The organism is Henriciella sp. (genome assembly GCF_049649345.1).
Taxonomy (GTDB): Bacteria; Pseudomonadota; Alphaproteobacteria; order Caulobacterales; family Hyphomonadaceae; genus Henriciella.
The window spans coordinates 1-2,423 of the sequence record NZ_JBARZC010000413.1 but is presented as its reverse complement, the minus strand read 5'-3'; the positions used below and the strand labels follow the sequence as shown (position 1 = coordinate 2,423).

General features: G+C 60.5%; 4 protein-coding genes. All 4 read right to left on the bottom strand.

All coding sequences use genetic code 11. The annotated features are described in order from the left end of the window. The coding region (locus WA989_RS11470) for a glutathione S-transferase N-terminal domain-containing protein (protein ID WP_424340635.1) at positions 1 to 596 on the bottom strand (596 nt) is incomplete at its 3' end. Then, complete coding sequence (locus WA989_RS11465) at positions 563 to 1,276, bottom strand: HAD family acid phosphatase (protein WP_424340634.1); 714 nt, start codon at positions 1,274 to 1,276, stop codon at positions 563 to 565. The genes WA989_RS11470 and WA989_RS11465, both read right to left, overlap by 34 nt. Before the next feature lie 21 nt (positions 1,277 to 1,297). After that, complete coding sequence (locus WA989_RS11460) at positions 1,298 to 1,852, bottom strand: YbjN domain-containing protein (protein ID WP_424340633.1); 555 nt, start codon at positions 1,850 to 1,852, stop codon at positions 1,298 to 1,300. A gap of 70 nt (positions 1,853 to 1,922) precedes the next feature. Next, positions 1,923 to 2,342 (bottom strand): DUF1330 domain-containing protein, encoded by a 420-nt coding sequence (locus WA989_RS11455; protein ID WP_424340632.1) that lies wholly within the window; start codon positions 2,340 to 2,342, stop codon positions 1,923 to 1,925. Positions 2,343 to 2,423 lie beyond the last annotated feature (81 nt).

Below are 2,423 nucleotides of genomic sequence, written 5' to 3'. Positions count from 1 at the left end.
GGACCAAGCGCCATGGCTTCGAGATGGCCTGTCACACGGGCAAAAGAGGCTTCGATGATCGGCGCTGTCTCTGGCGTGCAACCGACAAGCGCCATGCGGGAAATCTGGCGTTGCCGGATCGTCTCAGCGGCTTTCTCGACCGTTTCACGGCCGGCCTTCGGAAAGCTGTCATACATGAGCCAGTTGGCGCACCATTCGGCGTCTTGCGGGTAGGCCCAGCGATAGTGGAACATCGCCTTCATCGTCCATTCGTCGGCCATGTCTTCGAGCAGAAGACAGCCAAAGCGCTGGACAGGGTCAGTCGGCAGGAGCGCGCGGCCCGTGTCTTCTAGGCTAAGCAGGAACGGCGTTGAATCATTCACCCAGTCGCCGTCCGGCGTGCGGATGACCGGGATGACCGGCGCCTTCACATTCGACAGCACACCGTCCCGGATGTCGGCAGTCATCGGCACCCAGACATGCGGTAGGCCTTTCGCGCGCATCGCCGCGCGGACCTTCATCGAATAGGGAGAGCCGAGCGCGCCGTGGACCTTGTAGACCTTTTCCATACCCGCCGCGGCCATCAGTTCATTACCGGCTGAGGCGGCGTCGCGCACGGCGTGCCATACATGCCGCCCTGATTGATGCAGAAGAATTTGGCGCTGCCGATCGGGTCCGGCTGGTCGTGCTTATTGTCGCCGACATAGGCGATGACCTCGACATCCGGATAACCCTGAACGGCGAGCAGCGCCGGTACGATCTCGAAGCGGGCGTCCTTGTCGCTGCAATCCTCGCAGCTGCCGCGCGTCAGCAGGACCTGGAAATCCTCGCTGCGCTCAAGGCCGACCGCGGCAAGATTTTCCTCGGTCCAGAGCTGCTCGGTCTGCTTGCGATTGGTCACGAGAGCGACATGGCCGCCGAGTGCATTCACGCGCTCAATGAACCCCTTTGCGCCTGGCACAAGCGTCGCCGATTTCTGCGCTGTCCAGTCATGCCAGCTGGCCGATGAATAGGTCTCGCCGCGCTCATCGAGCCCGATCTGATACTCGACATTATTGAGAACCGTCTCATCGACATCGAGAATCACGGCCCATTTCTGGTCAGGTTTCAGCGCGGCGACTGTTTCGACATAGGCACCGGCCTGCTGGTAGACCGATGTCGCCTGCTGCGCCCAATCCTGGCTTGTGGCGACCCACTCGGTTCCAGGCTTCAAGGGAAGGCGGTCCGGCCCGCTCTGGCAGGCAGTCAGGGTGAGTGCGGCGAGCAGCGGCGCGGCGAGCAGTGCGGATAGTTTCATGTAGGGCGGCCTCCCGGAAATTCAGATCGGCTGGGCGGGCGTATCGTCCTCGTCGCTCCAGCCAATCTGATCCATAAAGGCCGCCATCTCCATTGCAAACCAGTTCAGCGTATCCGCGAAGTTTTCGCGGGCAACGCCGTGCAGCATATTGATCGAAAATTCGACAAAGGGATCGCCATCCTCATCGAGATAGGCCTTCGAGATTTTCTCCCGGTTCCAGTCGCCGAAGATGGCTTCAGTCTGGGGCGTCTCGAAGTCGAAGCCCGTCGACAGCGTGATCACTTCGCAGTCTGTGAAGTCGGCCTCGCAGGCCTGGAAATAGAGCCAGAAACTCTCTCCTGCGGCAGAGGATTTGATCTGGACCGCGCCCGTGTCCTGCTTGCTGAGCACCGCTTCGAAACCGTGGCTCGCAAGCAGGGCGGCGATGGCAGACGGGTCTGAAGCATCGATCAGCGTACTGTCTGGCGCGGCTCGAACGGTCTGGGCCGGCATGGCGGTATCTTCCGCAGATGCCGCGAAGGCGCCGATAAGGCATGCGATAGCAAGGCCCGTCGCCGTCCTGATCAATCCTGCCAAACTGCTGCCCTCTCTTCCGGTCCGGCCTTATGCTGTCGCAGCGCCTGCAGCGCCGCAAATTACAAACTGCTTAGCTGCCGGGATGGGTTTCGATCAGGTCCTGATGTCTGAGGCCGGCTTCGCGGTGGCGATGGGCCTCGCGGTAGCGCGGGTCGCGCATCATGCGCAGCATGTGCTGGCGGGAGGGATAATGAACAACGAAGACGCGGTCCCAGTCTTCGCCTTTCTCTCCGCCAATCAGGAAGCCGTGGACATTGCCGGCATAGAGCGTCTTCAGCCCGATCTGTGGGTCTGAAGAGAGGGTCTCAAGGCCGGCAGCGTAGCGATTGTAGGCTTCTTCACCCGAGATATCGTCAGACTTCTCAGGATCGTCGTCCTTGTATTGCGCGCGCTCACGGAATTTCAGTAGGTTGATCATGACGATCGGGCCGTCATGGCTGTCCTTTGCGAAACGCGTCATCTGCGCATTGTTGGGTTGTAGTGCCGGCATGGTAACTGGTCTTTCCCTCCCGTAGAACGACTTCATGGACTTCGCTGCTAACGTACATTTTCGGACCGTCGTGGATAGTCA